General features: G+C 38.6%; 19 protein-coding genes. 16 read left to right on the plus strand and 3 right to left on the minus strand.

The features are described from left to right. Positions 1-528: 528 nt before the first annotated feature. Positions 529-1647, minus strand: a complete 1119-nt coding sequence (locus FHX64_RS01240) for a helix-turn-helix domain-containing protein (protein ID WP_183412039.1) — start codon at positions 1645-1647, stop codon at positions 529-531. Positions 1648-2628: 981 nt separating this feature from the next. Here FHX64_RS01240 and FHX64_RS01245 point away from each other — a divergent pair. The 7 genes from FHX64_RS01245 to FHX64_RS01275 all read left to right on the plus strand — a co-directional run bounded on the left by FHX64_RS01245 (position 2629) and on the right by FHX64_RS01275 (position 7920). Then, on the plus strand, positions 2629-3306 hold the full coding sequence (locus FHX64_RS01245) for a hypothetical protein (RefSeq protein WP_183412040.1): 678 nt from the start codon (positions 2629-2631) through the stop codon (positions 3304-3306). Continuing rightward, a complete protein-coding gene (locus tag FHX64_RS01250; RefSeq protein ID WP_183412041.1) occupies positions 3278-3994 on the plus strand; it encodes a PIN domain-containing protein in 717 nt (238 codons plus the stop codon). The genes FHX64_RS01245 and FHX64_RS01250 overlap by 29 nt, the downstream gene beginning before the upstream one ends. A 171-nt stretch (positions 3995-4165) precedes the next feature. Then, the gene (locus FHX64_RS01255) at positions 4166-4897 is read left to right on the plus strand and encodes a TIGR02391 family protein (RefSeq protein ID WP_221202114.1); all 732 of its coding nucleotides are present in this window, start codon (positions 4166-4168) and stop codon (positions 4895-4897) included. 41 nt (positions 4898-4938) lie between these two features. Further along, positions 4939-5853, plus strand: a complete 915-nt coding sequence (locus tag FHX64_RS01260; RefSeq protein ID WP_183412042.1) for an abortive infection family protein — start codon at positions 4939-4941, stop codon at positions 5851-5853. Positions 5854-5865: 12 nt separating this feature from the next. After that, positions 5866-6231, plus strand: coding sequence for a hypothetical protein (locus tag FHX64_RS01265; protein WP_183412043.1), 366 nt, complete (start codon positions 5866-5868; stop codon positions 6229-6231). A 161-nt stretch (positions 6232-6392) separates the two neighbouring features. Beyond that, positions 6393-7130: a trypsin-like peptidase domain-containing protein gene (locus FHX64_RS01270; protein ID WP_183412044.1), complete on the plus strand. Its 738-nt coding sequence runs from the start codon at positions 6393-6395 to the stop codon at positions 7128-7130. A 463-nt stretch (positions 7131-7593) separates the two neighbouring features. Then, positions 7594-7920, plus strand: a complete 327-nt coding sequence (locus FHX64_RS01275) for a hypothetical protein (protein WP_183412045.1) — start codon at positions 7594-7596, stop codon at positions 7918-7920. 28 nt (positions 7921-7948) lie between these two features. Here FHX64_RS01275 and FHX64_RS01280 read toward each other — a convergent pair whose 3' ends face one another. Together FHX64_RS01280 and FHX64_RS01285 are read right to left on the minus strand one after the other, a co-directional pair. Next, positions 7949-8818: an IS3 family transposase gene (locus FHX64_RS01280; RefSeq protein ID WP_183412046.1), complete on the minus strand. Its 870-nt coding sequence runs from the start codon at positions 8816-8818 to the stop codon at positions 7949-7951. Then, positions 8818-9231, minus strand: a complete 414-nt coding sequence (locus FHX64_RS01285) for a transposase (protein WP_183412047.1) — start codon at positions 9229-9231, stop codon at positions 8818-8820. Before FHX64_RS01285 ends, FHX64_RS01280 begins: the two co-directional genes overlap by 1 nt. Before the next feature lie 592 nt (positions 9232-9823). On the opposite strand from FHX64_RS01285, the gene FHX64_RS01290 reads away from it, so the two are divergent. The 9 genes from FHX64_RS01290 to FHX64_RS01330 all read left to right on the plus strand — a co-directional run bounded on the left by FHX64_RS01290 (position 9824) and on the right by FHX64_RS01330 (position 19088). Continuing rightward, positions 9824-11068, plus strand: coding sequence for an IS4 family transposase (locus FHX64_RS01290; RefSeq protein ID WP_183412048.1), 1245 nt, complete (start codon positions 9824-9826; stop codon positions 11066-11068). Between the two features lie 213 nt (positions 11069-11281). After that, on the plus strand, positions 11282-12124 hold the full coding sequence (locus tag FHX64_RS01295; protein WP_183412049.1) for a hypothetical protein: 843 nt from the start codon (positions 11282-11284) through the stop codon (positions 12122-12124). Between the two features lie 180 nt (positions 12125-12304). Continuing rightward, positions 12305-12985, plus strand: a complete 681-nt coding sequence (locus FHX64_RS01300; RefSeq protein ID WP_183412050.1) for an alpha/beta family hydrolase — start codon at positions 12305-12307, stop codon at positions 12983-12985. Positions 12986-13030: 45 nt separating this feature from the next. Next, a complete protein-coding gene (locus FHX64_RS01305) occupies positions 13031-13450 on the plus strand; it encodes a DUF3788 family protein (protein ID WP_183412051.1) in 420 nt (139 codons plus the stop codon). Between the two features lie 134 nt (positions 13451-13584). Then, entirely contained in the window at positions 13585-14088 is a 504-nt protein-coding gene (locus tag FHX64_RS01310) for a GNAT family N-acetyltransferase (RefSeq protein WP_183412052.1), read from the plus strand. Between the two features lie 60 nt (positions 14089-14148). Continuing rightward, a complete protein-coding gene (locus tag FHX64_RS01315) occupies positions 14149-15462 on the plus strand; it encodes a hypothetical protein (protein WP_183412053.1) in 1314 nt (437 codons plus the stop codon). Positions 15463-16093: 631 nt separating this feature from the next. Further along, on the plus strand, positions 16094-17401 hold the full coding sequence (gene hemA / locus FHX64_RS01320; protein WP_183412054.1) for a glutamyl-tRNA reductase: 1308 nt from the start codon (positions 16094-16096) through the stop codon (positions 17399-17401). Beyond that, a complete protein-coding gene (gene hemC, locus FHX64_RS01325) occupies positions 17398-18321 on the plus strand; it encodes a hydroxymethylbilane synthase (RefSeq protein ID WP_183412055.1) in 924 nt (307 codons plus the stop codon). Before hemA ends, hemC begins: the two co-directional genes overlap by 4 nt. Next, the gene (locus tag FHX64_RS01330; protein WP_183412056.1) at positions 18321-19088 is read left to right on the plus strand and encodes a uroporphyrinogen-III synthase; all 768 of its coding nucleotides are present in this window, start codon (positions 18321-18323) and stop codon (positions 19086-19088) included. The genes hemC and FHX64_RS01330 overlap by 1 nt, the downstream gene beginning before the upstream one ends. Positions 19089-19091 lie beyond the last annotated feature (3 nt).

A 19091-nucleotide genomic window follows, 5' to 3' on the forward strand; every position in this document is an offset into this window, starting at 1 on the left:
AAATAATTTTTTCGATGCATAGAAATCTCACTGCAAAGCATTGCAATCCTTTTTCAATGCATAGAAATCTCACTGCAAAGCATTGCAATCCTTTTTCAATGCATAGAAATCTCACTGCGAAGCATTGCAATCCTTTTTCAATGCATAGAAATCTCACTGCGAAGCATTGCAATCTTTTTTCGATGCATAGAAATCTTACTGCGAAGCATTGCAATCTTTTTTCAATGCATAGAAATCTTACTGCGAAGCATTGCAATCTTTTTTCAATGCATAGAAATCTCACTGCAAAGCATTGCAATTTTTTTTCGATGCATAGAAATCTCACTGCAAAGCATTGCAATCTTTTTTCGATGCATAGAAATCTCACTGCAAAGCATTGCAATCTTTTTTCGATGCATAGAAATCTCACTGCAAAGCATCGCAATTCTTTTTCGATGCATAGAAATCTTACTGCGAAGGGTCTATTCAATAAAGTGTGTCAGGGAAGGGAAGTTCGGGAATGTCTCTTTTGAGATAAATGTCCGGCTTTCATTGCTGCCGCAAACTTGCTTTGTATTCGAAAGGCGTTTGGCCGTAACTTTTCTTAAAGGCGCTGTAAAAAACCGATTTGCTACGGAATCCGCTTTGCAATCCGATGGCTTCGATGGTCATCCTGTCGGCTTGGTCGCTCTCAAGCAGCTGGCAGGCATGCAGGCAGCGGTATTCGTTGATGAAATCGGAAAAGTTTTTGCCACAGTGCACATTGACCACGTGGGAGAGATGATGTTGCGGGATGTTCGTTTGAATGGCGGCGGCTTCCAGCGTGCATTCGGGGTTCAGGTATATCCTGGTGTCAGACAGGATTTCATGCAGCCGCTGTATGTAGTCGTCCACCAGTTGCTCTTCCAGTTTTATTTGCCGTTCGGGTTCGGACAGGATCTCTACCGCGGCCTGCATTGAAAGTCCGGTGCTAAAGATGGATTGCAGGAAGATGTATCCTGCCAGCAGGCCAATGACAGAGGTACCCACCACAAGCTCCATCCCGTTGCAGTCGTCTGCCATGCAAAGCGGCAGGTGGAGCAGGACACCTGCCATCGCGATGAGGAGGGCATAGCAGAGCCAGCGGATATTCGCCCGGCACCCCTTGGACTCAAGCAGGTAACCGGACTCCCGCTGCTGGTACACTTTCAGGAAAGAGACCATCAGGTAGGGCATCAACTGGAGGTAGAAAAGATAGTCGAGCAGGTTTTCCATCCAGCGCCGCGGGTCGGAAGCATCGAGCAACACGCCCGTGCGTTGCTTCAACGGCAGCGAGATGAAATAGCCCACATAGGCCAGCGCAGGCAGAGCCGGGAGGGCATGCCTGGCAAACTGCCGGGCCGTGATGCGGCGTGAAGGATCGAACAACAGCAACACATAAAAATAGAGCAACGGCCCGATGAACATCACCAGCACCTGGTCGAGGGGAAGATACCACGGCAGCAGGAAGTCCATCTTCCGGCCGTATATATAATAAAGGAGTAGCATCCACAGGCTGAGTGCCGCCAACAGCAGGAAGATCCCTGCCAGCATCCGGTTTGCCCTCCGGATAGATGATGGCCTCGCCCACAGCAGCAGGGCAAAGAGAACCAGCAGGAATCCGGACAAAAGGGAGAAGGCGGTGAACATGAATAAATGAGTAATGGACAATGAAAATTTGAAGAGAACCCAGGTAGTTTTGTAGCTGGCAGACAGAAATCAAATAACAGAACGACGGAATAGCAGATTGACATTCGACCTGTTGCTGCTTCTTTCCTTCAATCCTTTTCATGCCTAACCCTACCACCCAGGGGTACTTCCCTTCATCAGAAGGGCAAAACAATATGACGATCAGGAAAAAGCTGCCATAGTTGCCAAAACATCATGCTCACGTGTTGTCCCTTTTGGTGAAAGGGGACGAGCGAAGCGGGCGGGGTTGAGAATGCAAATTCTTCATCATAAATTAAGCCTGTTAAATATTTCGACACAAAACTAAGTAAAGAAATTGGTGTTGCCAACATTTTGTATCAAATATTTCACAGAATAATCATTTAGTGTAAAGATTGACGAAGATTATATATGCAAATAAGAACAATATGAAGCTATTTTGTATTTTACTTTTTGTTGCCTGCGTGCAGGCAGCGGACACCTGCACAGGGCAAACATCCCTCTTTTCATGCTCTTTACAGCACAACACCCCGGCTCCTCTTATTGTACTCCCTTATACCCATCTGCTCCCATTATATCAAATGTTGATAACTGATTGATATTTTTTGCTGTTAGATTAAAAATAATTGTTTACATTTGAAGCGGACATTGGAAAAAGAGGAAAATAAGTTATCATTACGATTTATATGCCTAATGTTGGGCAAACGGAGAGGGGAAAGAAGATTAATTTGAGCGTTGTTTGTATTCAAATTACAAATAAGGCGGATATATACACAACTCAGGCGCATAGAGGAATGTTTGATTCACTATTTTCTTTTGCACATTAAATAATGGTCGTAAAAATTTGAAACTTAATTTCTTTTCCATAACTATGGTGCACGAAAATGATGAATAAAACACTAAGATGTTAGGTTGAGAGTACATCGTAACTAGAATAATAGTAGATTTGATAAAAAAATAATTATGGAAGTATTCCAAGATTTAAAACTCAAACCCAAAAATCCAGAGAGTATTGATTTACTAATTTCTCGGATAAGGGAGAAAGCAAATAACAGTGATTGGACTGTTAAGAATGATTTTGTTGAAAACTACAGGAAGAATTTAGGAGAAAATGAAAAGAAAGTAATTTGTTTGATGTCTCCTAAAATAAAGATATCAGATAAAGAAATTCAAGCATATGTATGGCTTGGTCAATGGAAAAGTACTCTGGATGTATTTAATATTGTACCTATAAAAACAGGTAGCTTATCCTTTTCAGAGTATAATTATATCTTACAGCAGTTTTACAAACTTTTCATTGAACAAGAAATTGAAAAATTAGAATTTGAGATTGTTTATACAGAATCAGAGAAATCAATTGAAAAACTTGCAGGAGAAGAAGTTGCTAGAGCTTTAAAAAAGTTTTCATTAGCTGCAAATAAATCAACAGGACATTCTCGCCAAATGGACTCTGAGAAATGGAAAGAATTCATTTGTTTAGCACACAAGCTTAAATCAGAATTAGGTGTTGAGGAGTTAGTTAGATGGCTAAAAGATGATGAAGGTTGGAGCGATGACAAAGCATGGGATTTGGGTCTCGATTATGAATATTCAATGGATTTACTTAACTATTATGACTCAAATTTTAGCATCAACGATTGAATTAATAGATGACTTCAGTCTAACCGTAATTGGAGACAGAAAAAAGATAATCTTTTGGGATACATGTGCTTTATTGGATATTATTAGATTTCCACGTGATAATAATTCTGCATCATTAGCCAGTCTGATAAAAATACATAAAGAAATTGTAAATGATAGAGTCTATTCTGTTGCATCTGAAATAACTATTAAAGAGTTTAATGACCATGAATCTTCAACAATAACGGAATCAAAAGAGATTATTAAAAAAAACTCCGAACAATATGAATCTATAATGGAAATAGTAAACTTCTTTACTAGCTCACAAACTGGTTATAGTCATATTAATACTGTCTCATATAACATTGAAAGGTATCTGATAAACATAGTTGATGAAATCATTCAAAAAACAGTTTTTATACAGAAAGATGAGATTGCAACTGTATGGCTTGATAGGATTGTACAGAAGAAAACGCCATTGCGTAGAAAAGGAGAATATAAAGATGCGGCAATATGGTCAACCTGTATATCTTTAGCAGATAAAATTGATGCAGCATCTGAACTTGAAAATGTGATTTTCTTTTCAAGTAATGTTAATGATTATTACCAAGCAGGGACGACAAATTTTAGCCATGACATATTAACTGAATGTACTTCATATAATATTGCATTTGCGATAAACTTTGATGTAGTATTTTTAAATCTATAAAACCCAGCCGCTAACATTTTGTATAAGGAATGGCAGGTAAAGTGCTAAATATCATGGTTTGTAATCCACTCAAACTGTATAACGGCTTGACAGGGAATTACCACGCAATCTGCCACTACTCATACAATTTACCGTTAGCATCAATGCAAAAAAAGACATAACTCAAAATATATGAGCGAGATAAACTATAGACACATTGCGACTCAGATTGGTGATTCTTTGAAATATTCCACCTCTGTAAATGAAATTGATAGAATTGGTCAATCTATATTGAGAGTTAACAAAGAAAACTTCCCTAATTCTTCTATTACATCTGTAAGAGCTCAGTCTTTGTACAACTGGATTATGACATTAGCCAAGACTCCTTTAGAAAATTCTGAGAGAACAAAAAGGCTAATAAACTTTTGTCTCGAACTCACTCCTGATGAATTTAAAAGAAGCACCATTGATTTCTTAGAGAAAAATAATTGTCCATATAGTCTATTGCACAAAGATAACTTAGACGAATTCTTGAAAAGGAATTTTCACTCAAATGTAATAAAACATTCACAGAAACTTTTTATTCAAGGAAATTACTTTCATGCTGTGTTTGAAGCTGCAAAGGCATTTAACAAAGATGTTAAAGAAAAATCACGTTGTGATAAGGATGGTCAGCCTTTGATGTTAAATGTTTGGGGCTGTGAAAATGGAGTTTTGAAAATTACCAAATGCGAATCCCAAACAGACAAGGATTATCAAGATGGAATAAAATTTCTTTCAGGGGGTTTAATGAGCGCAATAAGAAATCCAACTGCACATGAGCCAGCAATTTCATGGCCTATAGATAAGCAGGATTGTTTGGACATACTAAGTCTTATTTCATTTTTGTATCGACAGTTGGATAAGTCTGTTTATTTCAAATGAAAATAATTTAGTCTTAAATATCAGTACATTATATATCATTCATGAACCTAATTACTAATATTACTCGCAGAAACATTGCTGATGAGCTTATAGCAGCAAAAATTTGGTATAACGGCAGATTAGGTGAACCTGATTTCTTAAGTCGCATTTATGATTTAAAGAAGATGCCATCAAGAGATTACCGATATACCAATGCTTACGATGATATTTATCAACATATGGTAATGAATAATGATTGGGAATCTGATTGGGTATTTACTGATACAAGATTTAATCTAATGCACTCATCTGATGAGGAATATTTAAAGTTTTTGGTAGAAACTATACATCCTGCTGTAAGGGGAGATGACAATCAAGTTCTTCAAATACAAGAAATATATAATAAGCATCTTGAAAATGATGGTTTTGAAATAATTCAAGTCAGCGAGATTTCTGGTAAACCTGTATTTGAGGGGCGGCAAAAGATTATAGGCAAATCACATTTGGTGGCAAAGAAAGCGGAGATTAAAAAATATTTGAATACAGAATATGTAAACAATAAAATTAATCTAATGAATGAAGCTGTGTCAAGTGATACTGATTTAGCAATTGGGACAGCTAAAGAATTAATTGAAACTGCATGCAAATCGATTCTTAAAAAACATGGAAAAGAAAGTGACCCTAACTGGAATTTAGGTAAACTTTTTAAAGAGACTTCTGACATATTAGACTTTAAACCCAAGAAAGCAACAAATCCAGATAAGGCTGACACATCTGTAAAACAGATTTTAAAAGGAATAACTACTTTAATAAATGGAGTAGCAGAATTAAGAAATGCTTATGGTTCAGGACATGGTAAAGAATCTGATTTTCAAATGTTGGAATCAAAATATGCTAAATTGATTGTGGGTACAGTTTCTGAAATTGTAATATTCATTTTGGCGACAGATGGAGAAGACACAGAAATAATAAATTAAACTATAAAACCTATGGACATCAACGAACTTGAAAAAAAGATTAAACAAATTGCTACAGAAAAAAACATCAGAGAACAAGAAGTAATTAATGGCATTCTTGCAAATCTTGAGTTAGTTTATTCACCAAAAGACCATTCTGAGCAAGACAGAGAGATAATAGATGGGATTAAGCAAAAGATTTTATCGACATTGCTTAACTGTGATAATCAAAAGAAAATTATTAACCAAGCAACCAAGTATGATGAATTATTCGACCTTGACCGTGTTGAAATGAGCTTAATGCAAGATGCTTGGAATGAGTTAGAAGCAGACCGAGATGTGTTTTCATTAGCATTTGAGATAGGATTAACCGATGAAGGAATTAGAAAATATAGATAAAGTACTACTGGCAACATTTTGTATAAGTAAAGGCAGGCGATGTGGTAAATATCAAGGTTTGTAGCCCGTTCAAACTGCGTAGCGGTTTGACAGGAAAGCGCCACGCAATCAGTCACTACTCATACAATTTTCCGTTATGTGCAAAATAAAAAAAACGCTTCGTGGATAAATTATTTTCCATATTGATTAAAAATGAAGACAGTTCATATAGTCATAAAGGAACTGGTTTTTTGATTAGTTCTGATGGATTATTTATCAGTGCATGTCATGTATTTAATGGGATTGAAAACCCGTGTGAAAGATTCTTCTGTGCATTTCCCTCTGATAATGCTAATTTGATTTCAATTATATCTTTGAACTTTGAATATAAAAATACCGAACAACAAAAAGGGTCAGTTTATAAGGATTTGGCAATAGGGAAAATGGATTACAATTCTGATAATTACTATATTTTAAAACGAAAAAGGCCTTTGATAAATACTATTCAAAAAATAACCGGATATGTTTTTGTTGGAACTGAAAATAGATTTCAAATGAATGCCAACGGGACATTAAATTTAATACAAATTCAACCAGATACACTTGAGACCGTGATTGTCAATCGTTTTGCGGTGATTTCTAATGATTTAAACGATTATCAGAAAGAAGAATTATCGATTGAAAATAAAAAGAAATACAACAATGTTTTAACTTTAAGAAATACTGCGCATCATGGTTCAAGCGGTTGTCCAGTGATAAACTCAAATAGCCAAATAATAGGAATGTATTTTGGGGGACCATCAAATCACAGGATTTGCCATATATTAACGTCTAAATATATCGGAAAGAGAATTAAAAAGTTGACTAATTATAAATTTGACAGGTATCAAGATATAAAAATTTCTGCGCACAATACTTAGGCTTCCTGCGGTCGGGACGACCCAGCAAGGAAGCGTAGGGTTGAACCGTATTCCCGATAAGGAAAGTTTGTTCAACGAGGGTGGAGAAGAAAAGCATTTATAGAGAAAGCGACCCGTTTTAGTGGGGTATCACAAAGCAGATAGGATAAACAGGCGGATGAAGACAGATGATTTAAGCAAGAATATTACCTGAGCTCCTGCTGCCGCAGATTTATAATCTGTGGTTTGGTCTGCAAGAGCAATAGAAACATATATAATATGAGTAGAAATTATAAGTTTCTCAATCCGGAAGGAGTATATTTTGTAAGTTGAGCTGTTCTTGCATGGGTAGATGTTTTTACAAGAAATGAATATAAAGACATCCCCCGCTGGCGCAAATTTGTAATTTGAGTCAAAAGAGGATGCTAAAGGATGATTTTATCAGCGGAATAAAGATGTTGGGGGCAAGTTTACAAAAACACTTATGCGACATATAATCGTCATATTAGGAATATTTTATTGCAATTTGGCTTTTGGACAAGTTGATGAACCCTTAATTAGGAAAAAAGTATTAGAAAGTAACATTGTTGATAGTGTTTTTGTATTTGGAAAATGGACTGAAAAAAAAGGAGATGAAGCTCATATTAAATATCTGGGACAAGTTCTTGCAGACAATGGTGAAAAGTATAAGGTTATGACTTGTCCATGCCTGAATATCGTTGACCGTTTTGTTACCTATTTTTTTCATCTATACTTTCAGAACAAAATGATGATAATGCAACTATTGTTGATAATGGGCAATAACTTTTAGCGAAGCGTCAAGAAAGTTATTCTCGTTATCAACAATTTGACTCCTTAGAGTCAGTGTTTACATGTTCAGTATAATTAGCCATACAAAAATATTCATTTTCGAACTGCTTTGGACTTTTTCGTTGTAACTTACTATGCGGTTTTTGGGTATTGTAAAGAAACACACTTCGGTCAACCTCTATCTGTAATTGTTCGAAAGAATTGATAACTCTATGAATTAGATAGTTGTTTTTAATAATGCCGTTAATGCGTTCAGCTTTTCCATTCTCCCAGGGATATTGACACATACTGTTTCTGATTTTGTATTTTTCAGTCAGTTTCAGGAAATCTTTATCATAATACTGCCCACCTCCGTCAGAATGAAAAATAAGCGCATGAATACATATATTCAAATCCATGCGGGATTTGATTGCTTTTTGTAAAGCAGGCAAAGTAGTTTGTTCGGTCTTTAATCGTTGTGAAATGGCATGACCCACAATTACTCTGGAGAAAGCGTCCATGATAAAGGTTATGTAATAAAACTTTCCGTTGAGATCAAAGTAAGTAATATCACTTTGCCAAACCTGATTGGGTTTATTAATAACCAATCCGATCAGCAGATTATCAAACCGGATTACACCCGAACTATCGGTGGTTTTTCGCAAGTTATGTGTGCGCTCCACCATTAAGCCGGATTCCTTACAAAGTATTTCAAAACGATCCCTGCCCATATCAATGGGAGCTATTTTGAAATACATATCGCGTAATCCCATCGTAGGATGATCCTCACGGACACGATATACTAACATTAGAATTTGTTCTTCAATAGAGCGTTCTTGCAGGTATCTGTCCATGCGCTGATGAAAAGCCTGTTTGCTTACTCCGATACTTTGATAGAGTTTGTTTAAGCTGTAAGCCATCACTTTCCGGTTTGCCCAGAAGTACTGGATGGTGTGGAAAAGAATTTTTTTTTAATATCCACTCCATAGGTTTCTTCTGCTAACTCTATCATCTTATCCTGAAAATCAATGAGTATTTGCTTTTGACCAATGATGCGTTCAAGTTCAGATATCCGTTTCTTGAGTTCAATAAGTTGACGGGTGTCACTCTGGGTTTCGACAATCATACGTTCTCCTTTGTCCTTTTTCATGCTGCCAAATTTATCTATCCAAAGATAGACATTTTTATAAGCAACCTGATACTGAGAACAAATCTCTGATACTTTGGTTTGTCCCGTTTCAATTTCCCGAACTTTTTGAATCTTGAAATTGTCACTGAATTTACGCCGACGACGTTCGGCTGTACTCATTTTTAATTGATCTGGTCGTGCCATGTTGTTTCACTTTTTAGTTGTTTTTGTTACTCTAAAGTGGTCAACTTATTTCAGGCATGGACAACTTCTGTATTGCTTTGGGGACCCGCAAAGCATGCCACAAATAGAATTCTAATTTATAATGCTAAAAATCAATATTTAGGAAACTACTATGTATATGATATTGATGAATTACCTACTAGACTTGAAAATGGAATTTTGATATTTAAGAACAAGGCAGAGTGTGATAAGTCGATTAAAACAAGAATTGATTTGAAACATGGAATTCCTAAACAGATTTTTATCAGATGCAATGGTAAAAGCGGAGATTTGTATAATTTCGAAAATGAATAACAATTACGTTGACGCAAATTTGTAATCCGAGCCAATAACATTACAGAAAAAGAATGGCCTCTGCTCCCGCGCGATCAATGTCATTAAGTTAGCGATATAATTATCTGATTATCAACAATAAACGCTTGTGTATATGAGTTATTTTTCGTATATTTGTTTCATAATCAAATAGTTATTATCATGAAAAAAAACGCCGGAAAGTATATTGGAACTGATAAGGAAAAGAGTATTTTCGCAGGAAATAGTTTTAAAGTTCAGAATGTTAGAGACAGATTTTACAAGAAACAGGAAGCAATCATTTCACAGCACCATTGTCTTTATGATAAATTTTCTCACGAAAAGTCTTTCGGTTGAGATAGCTAACTTTATTAGTTTCATAAAGTACAATATGCCTGGTGCTTCGATAAATGGTATTACAAAAAGTGCTTTTGTACAGTATCGTAAAAAGATAAAGCCCGAAGTATTTAAGTCACTTTCAGATAGTTTGATTGAGGAGTTTTATACAGACAATGATGCATCTATAAAGCTCTGGAATGGATTTAGGTTGTTGGCTATTGATGGGTCAAGATTGGTTTTGCCCGATACTCAGGAGTTGGAAAGCATTTATGGTAAGACCAGAAATCAATCTGAAACCGGGGTGGTACAGGCCAGAATATCGGTATTGTACGATGTTTTGAATCGGTTTGTCCTGGATGGTGTTTTAGCTCCACTGTCAACTGGGGAGAGTGTTTTGGCGTTGAATCATTTGGTTTTTGCAAAAGCTAACGACTTGATTATTTACGATAGAGGTTATCCTTCTTTCAATTTGATTTATGAGCATTTTGAAAAAGGAGTAGATTTTCTCATTCGGGTTAAAGCTGATTTCAGTAACCTTACTCGTGAATTTTACCAGAGTGGACTACCGTCAGCTATTGCTCGAATGCAACCTGGAAAGAACATAAAACTTTCAGATAAGCCGTATTCGAAAAATACATTCAAAGATGTCCGGCTGGTTCGGGTTGAACTACCTGATGGAGAAGCAGAAATACTGATAACCTCTTTGTTTGACACACAAAAATATCCAAACTTTCTATTTAAAGAACTGTATTTTTTAAGATGGGGAATCGAAACGTTTTACGATGAATTGAAGAACAAAATAAAAATTGAGCATTTTTCAGGCTATTCAGAGCATTGTATATTGCAGGATTTTTATGCAGCCTTATTTGTATCAAACGTTCAGAGTTTAATCGTTGGAGAAATAAACGATGAATTAGCCAAAGAATCAACCAAATATCAATATCAATACAAAGTCAATAGCAATTTATCATACGGCTTTCTCAAAGACAGGATAATTTTATTGTTTTTCTCGGACAAAGACATGACTGAAATAGTATCAGAACTCAAATCGTTGTTTAAAAAACACACGATACCAATACGACCAAATAGAAGATTTGAGAGAGATACTGACAAATACAGAAAAAGAGGTAAACCGAAGTTGCTGAAAAACAATAAAAATACTTTCTGATGGCCTTAACTTAATGACATTGCCCGCGCGATTCCCATCGCGTGGGAAGTAGAAAAAGGGATAAGATTATAAGTAGAATAGATTGGTTTGCCACACGAAAGGATTCGTGCGGCAGCGTAGGTTTGTAACCCGTTTCAGCTTTTCGTATACCTTGATAAGAAATCACCCGCAATTCCTTGCTTATTATACCATCAGACGTTAGCTATCAATGTTATGACAGTATTAAAAACATTCACAATATTATTTCTAATTATATTGGCAACCAATAATTTGGTAGCTGGGAAATCCCTTGTCTCTATACATACCAAAATAGTATCGAAAAGTCAAAGCAATAGTGGAAATAAGATTTATAGAAGTGAGCCTGATCAAAAACTATCAGAAAAAAGTCTTAAAGAACAACATCAATGCAATCAGGGCAGTATCAATTTTATTAAGACATTGCAATCAGCACTAAAAATTGCTGATAATGAAAAAGATAAAGATAGCTTTGTTTTGCACTCAGATACATTAGATATTCGGTGTGGTCATATCTTCTCTCCGTCTTTTGAATATTTAATTGTTAAAATCAAGTTGCCGTATATGGTCAGTGTCCAAATTTACAAATTACATGACAATAACTTTGTGAAAGTTTGTTCAAAAGACATGAATCCACTCGCATACGTCAATGATACTATTGAAGATGTAAATGGAGATGGGAAGCTTGATTTTTTGTTTCACTGGTATCCCATTTCAGGATGCTGTTTGAGAGATATTTATGATGTTTATCTACAAAAACCAAATGGGGACTTTACAAAACAAATAGAGTTTATCAATCCAAACTTTTCATCTAAAGAAAAAATCATAAGAGGACTTTGTTATGGTTATGGAGCACCACTTTACAAATACCGCTGGGATGGCTACAAAGTGGACACTATTGAATATATTTATTTGCCTAATAATACCAATGATCATCATTTTATCAGAAAGAAACATGAAGATGAAAAAGAAAAGGGAGTAATTATCATGCAACTACCCAAAGAATACAAAAAAATTGGATATGGGAATATCAATTATTAAGTTTCCCGTGATCGGTTCAACTCCACGTTGACACGAATTTATAGTCTATGCCAAAACATCATAATGTTATGAACCGGAATTGTTATGCCGTACATATTGTCTGAACCGAAATTCAGCAGATGAAGCAGAAAAACAGGGAACAGGGCAAGACTAACAACGAACGTAAAACAATAAGGCGATATGGGTAATAAAATCATCTATTTGACTGAAAGAGATAACTGGCAAAAGGATAATGCCCTGAATAACATTCTTATCAATCATTTGAAAAAGACACCCTACGAGATTCAATGGGAAGATCCGGCCGGCGAACTATTGTATCGTCTCCGAAGCTTTGAAAACAAGTTCGATGGATTGCCCCGCTTTGTCAGGAATATCAACTTGCGCGTGACGCAGCTATTGTATGGTCTTTTCCATTGGAACTATTTTGCGTATTTATCGACCAGAAGAAATTTATCCATTGAGCTTCGCGCCGGCAAACTGAAAGAAAGGCTTTTGAAAATCAGTGGCAACAACGAAATCGTCATTCTCTCCCGATCTGCCGGAGGACGATGTTCATCCCTGATTGCCGATGAACTGCATATTAAGCATATTATATGCCTGAGTTATCCGTTTAAACATCCTGACAAGGGCAATGAACCGGAACGTTATCTGCACCTGGCAAATTTACAAACACCCATGCTGATTGTTCAGGGAGACAAAGATGAGTATGGCGGGCTTGAAGTAAGAGATAAATACAGGCTTAGTCCAAGTGTGGAATTGTTTTTTGTCGATACAAATCATGATTTTAATCTTCATGAAAAGGATTGGAACAAAGTATTGGCTAAGATCAATGCGATCATTGAATGGGAACCCAATGAATGATTGAACAGGAATGGAAATACCTATAAATTAATTTAATGGCAGAAAATGAGTAAGGGATTTTTTATCAATAAGAATGCACAGCCAACCGATGCAGAAATTGAAGATACGGTTGGCAAAGCCCAGGAAGTATGGTTCCTGATACTTCAGTATCTGACTCATGAATTGCATCTGAAAAGGGATTGGAAATTCTATGGAGTGAATTATGGTTGGGCATTGCGGTTCAACAAATCAGGCAAATCGGTTGTTGCCATCTATCCCGACAAGAATGGCATAACTGTTCAGATAATCCTTAATAAACACCAGGTAGCGTTTGCTTTAGTGTCTGGCCTGGATACACGAATTATCCAAATCATTGAGGATACTGAGTCAATATATGAAGGTAAATGGATCTATGTAAAGATTGATGATAATACCGGGATAAATGAGATTCTGAAACTAATAGACATAAGGATAAAAATAAAATAACCTCATGTTGGAAATGCCGCCTCTTCCCGATATTTACACAAAGGATGAATTTGCACAGGTTATGCTTAATGCCTACATTTGAACCTCCCAAAAATAAACGGGAACGCGGAGCAGAACTTCAAAGCATAAAGCCTATGGCAGACTTACAATTCAGGGATGCAACGTATGCCGATTTGACAATCATTGTTGAGATTTACAACTCTACCATTGCTTCACGCATGGTCACTGCTGACACGGAACCGGTGACTGTGGAAAGCAGACAAAAATGGTTTGATGAACATCAACCGGACAAAAGACCTCTTTGGATGGTGGAGGATGAACAGCGGCAAACGATCGGGTGGGTGAGTTTTCAATCCTTTTATGGACGGCCTGCCTACGATGCAACCGTCGAAATCAGCATCTATCTGGACGCAGTTCACCGGGGAAAAGGACTGGGAAAGGAAATCCTCCGTTACTGCATTGAAAAAGCGCCGGACTTTGGCGTCAGGACATTGCTCGCGTTTATATTCTCCCATAACGAACCCAGTTTGCAATTGTTCCGGCATTTCGGATTTGAAGAGTGGGCTCTCCTGCCCAACATTGCCAACCTTGACGGTCAGGAAAGAGGATTGATCATTCTGGGAAAACGGATTGACTGAGGAGAATGGGCTGTTGCAAGTGTGGCGGATTAAAAAATAAATGATGGACGAATAAAACGGATGAAGCATTATAAAGCGGAAATATGGGATAAGATACAAAAAGGCTTTGAAGCATTTAATGATCATTGCTTGCACGGGGTTATTCGCTTTGAAGGATTCCTGGATATGGAGGCATTACGCAAAGCGATTTGGCAGACAAGCATTCTTGTCCCGATCATTCGTTGCCGGTTTGTAACCGATGAGAAGCATGCCCGGTGGGAAGAGATGGATCAATGTACGACAGATGATTTATTTTCCATTATAGAAGTTCATCTTTCCGGATTAGAAGCTGAGAAACGTATCGAATCCATCATGACGCAAAAGATTGATGAGACTACCGGCCCCCAACTGTCTGTTACACTTTTGCGTAACAACGGTCATGGTGATGATACGCTTAGTGTTATGCTCAACCACATGGTTTGCGATGGCGCGGGGTTCAAACAATTCCTCTACTTATTATGCCATCAATACAATCTGGCAATGAGTGGAGAAAAAGATACAAAGGACTACGCTTACCTTCTTCAGAGATCAGATCGACAGGTTTATGCAGATTTGACCATTAAGGATTACCGGAAAGTTATTACAGCGCCTTTTTATTTGGAAAAACAATCTCCAATGATTCGCATCCCTTTCGGCAATGAATGCCAGCCAATGCATCCCCATATTCTTATTCGTACGGTTTCGGAAGAAGAGTTGAAGCATCTGGTAGCCTTTGCTAAAACAAACTGCTGTACCCTGAATGACTTGTTTATGGCAGCCGTATACAGGACTATCGATCATGAACTGGAAATTTCGGGTTCTCTTCCTGTCATTCTTTCCTGTCCGATAGATTTACGTCGATATATTAAGGATAAACAACATATTGGCCTTTGCAATCTCTCTTCTTCTGTATGGTGTAATATTGGTTTGGATTTGGGGAATGACATGATCGAAACGACACAAAAGGTAAGGGATGCCATGGGACGGATAAAAAAGAATTATCCCGGATTGAAGAATTTTTATTTTTTGAATGCACTTATGCGGTGGTATCCTTATGCAGCTTTTGAGAAACGAATAAAAACCAGTTTTCCGAATCCTCTGATCGGAATTACAAACACTGGCATTCTGGATAGCAAGGAGTTATTGTTTAACGGTGTCCGTATAAGAAATGCTTTTATTAATGGGTCGATAAAATATCCGCCTTATTTTCAGATTGCATTCAGTACATACGAAAGTGAGTTGACTATTTCGATTAACCAATATTGTGCCGATATGGATTTACCGAAAATAGAGTCATTTTTATCCTTCTTCAAAACCCAATTGCTTAGTGCAACAGCCTCTTTGGACAGGGATTGAAGAAAAGAGTCAAGAGTTGAAAATCCGAAGCCAAAAAGCAGCGATTGAAAGTGAAGGTGTAAAACCAGGAAATCTGTTGACAGCAATTTAACAGTGATTTCATAGTTTCCTGACTTCAAATTTTCATTGTCAATTGATTTTTCAACCCCTCCGCTTTGCTCGTCCCCTTTCACCAAAGGGGACAGCACTTGAGCATAATGTTTTGGTAACCACGGTAGCATTGCTTGCTTTGGCAGATTGTTCTGCCCTCCTGATGAAGGGAAGTACCCGAGGAGGTAGGGTTAGATATTCCATGAGGTGAATTTGTTTTTCGGCGCGGGATGCCAAAGCATATATTAAGGAAATATGGCTCGGGACTTTCCCATGTTCTGGGAAATATTTGCTAACTTTGAACTTTCTTTTATTTTCTTCTATAGCGATGTAATTGGTTTATTACCTTGCATTTATTCGCTCATGCCATAATTCCCCTCCAGGGAAGTTCAGGAGAAAGATGATGGTTTTGGCAATGCAATAACGATTCACCGTTGGGAAGAAAGGGAATAAAAGCAACAGGTAGTCCATTCATCCTGCATACGAAGCTGTGATGGATAGCATCTTGAAACCATTCAAGATAACGAAAAAGAGATAATTTATGCACTTGATTGTAGTTGGGTTAAACCATAAGACAGCAGATGTTGAGATTCGTGAGAGATGTTATTTCCCTAATGAAACGTTACCAAAATCCTTTGACTTACTGAAAGCTTATCCATCTCTTAGCGGGGCGGTGATCCTCTCCACCTGCAACCGTGTGGAGATTTATGCATCGGTGGTAAATGTAAAAGCCGGCTTTGACGATATCACCGACTTTATATCCTGCTACCATTCCATTCCCCGGGAAACGCTTACGCCTTTCCTTTACAAAAAGAACTGTCAAAATGCTGTCAACCACCTGTTCAAGGTGATATCCGGGATTGATTCGATGGTGATTGGCGAATACCAGATTCAGGGACAGGTGAGAGATTCCTATTATGCTGCACAAAGTAATAACGCGACAGACAGCTACCTGAACAAGGTTTTTCAAAGTGCCATAAACACCGGGAAACGCATCCGTAGCGAAACGGCTATTGGACAAGGAACAGTTTCTGTTGCCACGCTCGCCACGGAACTGATCAAAAAGGTTTTCAGCGAAAGAAAGCGTTTTCATGTGTTGCTGATCGGGGCGGGCAAGATGGCCGGACTCACTGCAGCTAACCTGCAGGAATTCAACGGATGCTCCATCATCATTGCTAACCGGTCGTTAACGAAAGCGGAGGAGTTGGCTGTCCGGTTCAATGGGAAGGTAACGGCATACGACAAGCGCTACGAGGCTATTCAGGAGGCCGATGTCATTATTGTCTCGACCGCTTCCGAAAATTACACCGTACAGTTTGAAGAGGTGGCAAAGCTGATGCAGCTCCATCCGACCCGCACCAAGATGTTTATCGACCTTTCGTTGCCGCGTAACATCGATCCGGCTATTAACCGGATTGAAAATTGCATGGTGTATTCCATCGACGATATCAATCAGATGATTGACCTCAACGTTTCGAAGCGGCAGATGGAAATTGAACAGGCCGAGAAGATTATTTCCGAAGTATCCGAAGATTATTACAACTGGTATTATGCCCAGATCATCATGCCGACGATGCATGAGATAAAAAGTAAACTGGATATATTGAAAACAAGTACTATTGCGAATTATAAAAGTACTTTCGGGGCAATGACCGACACTCAGCAGGGACTGATACAGGAGATGATGGATGCCTATTCGGAGAAGCTCATCCGGGTAATCATGAAAAATATCAAGACGGTTACTTCAAAGGACGATATGGTTACCATCGTGGAAGCGCTGAAAAACACGTTGAGCGTAGATACGGCCATCAATGAAGAGATTCAAAGTTTCAAAAAGAGAGAACAATGAAGAAATACAGGGTTGCCTCCCGTCCGAGTTTACTGGCATTTTCCCAAACGGAGCAAACAGTCCGTTTACTTCAGGAGCGGTTTCCCCAGTATGCTTTTGAAATTATCAAATTCACAACGCATGGCGATCGTCAAACGGATACTCCACTTACATCTTTCGGGGGCACCGGTGTATTTGTAAAAGAACTTGAGACGGCGCTGCTGGAAGGAAAAGCCGATTTTGCCATTCACAGCCTGAAAGATGTCCCGAGTATTCAACCGGAGGGATTGACGCTGGCCTCTTTCCCGAAACGGGAGGATCCGAGGGATGTAATCCTGATGAGGGACGACTCTATCAGCGATTTCAGGCAACTCGACGAACATTGCATCATTGGTACGGGAAGCCCCCGGCGGATATTGCAACTGAAACAACAGAAAAAAGAGGCGCTCTATGCCGACTTGCGCGGAAATATTGATACGCGGCTCAGGAAACTGAACGAAGGACAATATGATGCTATCGTGGTAGCTGCTGCCGGTTTGAAACGCATTGGAAAAGTGATTCCCGAGAATGGCTATCTGCCGGTAGAGGTTTGCATTCCGGCTATAGGACAGGGAGCACTAGCCATCGAATGCCGGAAAGACGATCGGGAGACATATGACATATTGCGTGCCATCAATGATGCGGAAACGGAGACAAGCGTCATTGCCGAAAGGAGTTTCATGCTGACCGTCGGCGGAGGATGCAAGTTCCCACTGGCGGCTTATGCCACGATTGAGGGAAGCAACATCCGCCTGCGAACCATGACGGGAGATCATATTACCGGGAAAATTGTTTATTATACCGGCCTGGCGCCGGTGACAGAAGCAGAACATTTAGGCATTGCATCCGCACATGCCGTTATGAAGCTTGCAAAAGAGCAGGGAATTATATTGCAGAATTGATGCGGCCACTTTCAGGCAAAATAGTCATATTGACCCAGCCTCTTGCTGATGATGACTCCTTGTCATCGCATCTGGAGCAAGTGGGAGCGGAAATAATTCGTTATCCGTTGATTGAGATTATGCCTACGCGTGAATCCCCGGAGAAACATTCGGTTTTTTCACAAATTGCTTCTTATACATATATTATTTTTACCAGTAAAAACGGGGTAAGCTATTTCTTCGAATATGCTGCCGGAAGCAATACCCGGAAAGATATCCGGGAGGAGGTCCGTTATGCTGCGATTGGGAATAAGACAGCCGCTGAATTACAAAAATATGGCATTCAGGCTTCTTATGTAAGCCGGGGAAATACGTCGGAAGATTTTGTGCAGGAGCTGCTGCAACAAAACATTACCGGACAAGAGATATTGCTTCCGTTGGGGACGCTGGCGCCTGACACGTTGGAACAGTCGCTTTCGTCCTATAACGTGGTGACCCGCCTGAATGTTTATGAGACAAGATATGTTTCAATCATTCCTCCTGAAATTATAGCCCGGATTGAGGGAAACCGGTATGATTTGATTATCTTTACGAGCCCTTCGGCTATAGAGAGCTTTATGCATTTCATGCAACAGGCAGGGATCAGGGGGGATTTTCGTATGGCATGCATTGGCAAGACCACTGCACGCAAAGCTACGGAAATGGGAATTCAACCGCTGCTTGTATCGTCAAAACCCGACGGGGCTGTCTTTGCCAAAGAAATTTATTCTTATTTATCAACCCTATAAAAT

It is taken from the genome of Microbacter margulisiae, assembly GCF_014192515.1.
GTDB lineage: Bacteria > Bacteroidota > Bacteroidia > Bacteroidales > Paludibacteraceae > Microbacter > Microbacter margulisiae.

Excerpts from the sequence above, each read along its gene's own strand:
- FHX64_RS01240 (WP_183412039.1), bottom strand. The coding sequence starts at position 1,647 with ATGTTCACCGCCTTCTCCCTTTTGTCCGGATTCCTGCTGGTTCTCTTT.
- FHX64_RS01245 (WP_183412040.1), top strand. The coding sequence starts at position 2,629 with ATGGAAGTATTCCAAGATTTAAAACTCAAACCCAAAAATCCAGAGAGT.
- FHX64_RS01250 (WP_183412041.1), top strand. The coding sequence starts at position 3,278 with ATGACTCAAATTTTAGCATCAACGATTGAATTAATAGATGACTTCAGT.
- FHX64_RS01255 (WP_221202114.1), top strand. The coding sequence starts at position 4,166 with ATGAGCGAGATAAACTATAGACACATTGCGACTCAGATTGGTGATTCT.
- FHX64_RS01260 (WP_183412042.1), top strand. The coding sequence starts at position 4,939 with ATGAACCTAATTACTAATATTACTCGCAGAAACATTGCTGATGAGCTT.
- FHX64_RS01265 (WP_183412043.1), top strand. The coding sequence starts at position 5,866 with ATGGACATCAACGAACTTGAAAAAAAGATTAAACAAATTGCTACAGAA.
- FHX64_RS01275 (WP_183412045.1), top strand. The coding sequence starts at position 7,594 with ATGCGACATATAATCGTCATATTAGGAATATTTTATTGCAATTTGGCT.
- FHX64_RS01280 (WP_183412046.1), bottom strand. The coding sequence starts at position 8,818 with ATGGCTTACAGCTTAAACAAACTCTATCAAAGTATCGGAGTAAGCAAA.
- FHX64_RS01285 (WP_183412047.1), bottom strand. The coding sequence starts at position 9,231 with ATGGCACGACCAGATCAATTAAAAATGAGTACAGCCGAACGTCGTCGG.
- FHX64_RS01290 (WP_183412048.1), top strand. The coding sequence starts at position 9,824 with ATGTTAGAGACAGATTTTACAAGAAACAGGAAGCAATCATTTCACAGC.
- FHX64_RS01295 (WP_183412049.1), top strand. The coding sequence starts at position 11,282 with ATGACAGTATTAAAAACATTCACAATATTATTTCTAATTATATTGGCA.
- FHX64_RS01300 (WP_183412050.1), top strand. The coding sequence starts at position 12,305 with ATGGGTAATAAAATCATCTATTTGACTGAAAGAGATAACTGGCAAAAG.
- FHX64_RS01305 (WP_183412051.1), top strand. The coding sequence starts at position 13,031 with ATGAGTAAGGGATTTTTTATCAATAAGAATGCACAGCCAACCGATGCA.
- FHX64_RS01310 (WP_183412052.1), top strand. The coding sequence starts at position 13,585 with ATGGCAGACTTACAATTCAGGGATGCAACGTATGCCGATTTGACAATC.
- FHX64_RS01315 (WP_183412053.1), top strand. The coding sequence starts at position 14,149 with ATGAAGCATTATAAAGCGGAAATATGGGATAAGATACAAAAAGGCTTT.
- hemA (WP_183412054.1), top strand. The coding sequence starts at position 16,094 with ATGCACTTGATTGTAGTTGGGTTAAACCATAAGACAGCAGATGTTGAG.
- hemC (WP_183412055.1), top strand. The coding sequence starts at position 17,398 with ATGAAGAAATACAGGGTTGCCTCCCGTCCGAGTTTACTGGCATTTTCC.
- FHX64_RS01330 (WP_183412056.1), top strand. The coding sequence starts at position 18,321 with ATGCGGCCACTTTCAGGCAAAATAGTCATATTGACCCAGCCTCTTGCT.